Here is a 308-nt window from a genome sequence, read left to right as displayed (position 1 = left end):
TGTCTGGGGCAGCGGGGAGCAGGCGGCGTACGGGGCGGCGAATGCGGCGCTGGACGCGCTGGTGGCGCGGCGTCGCGCGCAGGGTCTGCCGGGTACCGCCGTCGCGTGGGGCCCGTGGCCCCGCGTGGGCCTGGCGGCGGCCGACGAGTGGGCGGGGCTGGTGCGCCGCGGGGGCCTGCGCCCGATGGAACCCGCCCGGGCGCTGGCAGCGCTGGCGTCGGCCGTCGGCTCGGGGGACGAGGCGGTCACCGTCGCGGACGTCCGCTGGGCGGACTTCCTGCCGCTGTTCACCGCGAGCCGCGCCCGAC

At 80.5% G+C, this 308-nt stretch carries 1 protein-coding gene; it reads left to right on the top strand.

Annotation, left to right across the window (positions count from 1 at the left end; translation table 11 throughout):
• On the top strand, window positions 1–308 hold a 308-nt coding region (locus tag PUR61_RS00075), incomplete at both ends, for a KR domain-containing protein (protein ID WP_329874315.1).

Source organism: Streptomyces sp. BE20, assembly GCF_036322525.1.
Classification (GTDB): domain Bacteria; phylum Actinomycetota; class Actinomycetes; order Streptomycetales; family Streptomycetaceae; genus Kitasatospora.
Note: the sequence above shows the minus strand (reverse complement) of the source record. Positions and strands in the feature narration are given on the sequence as shown.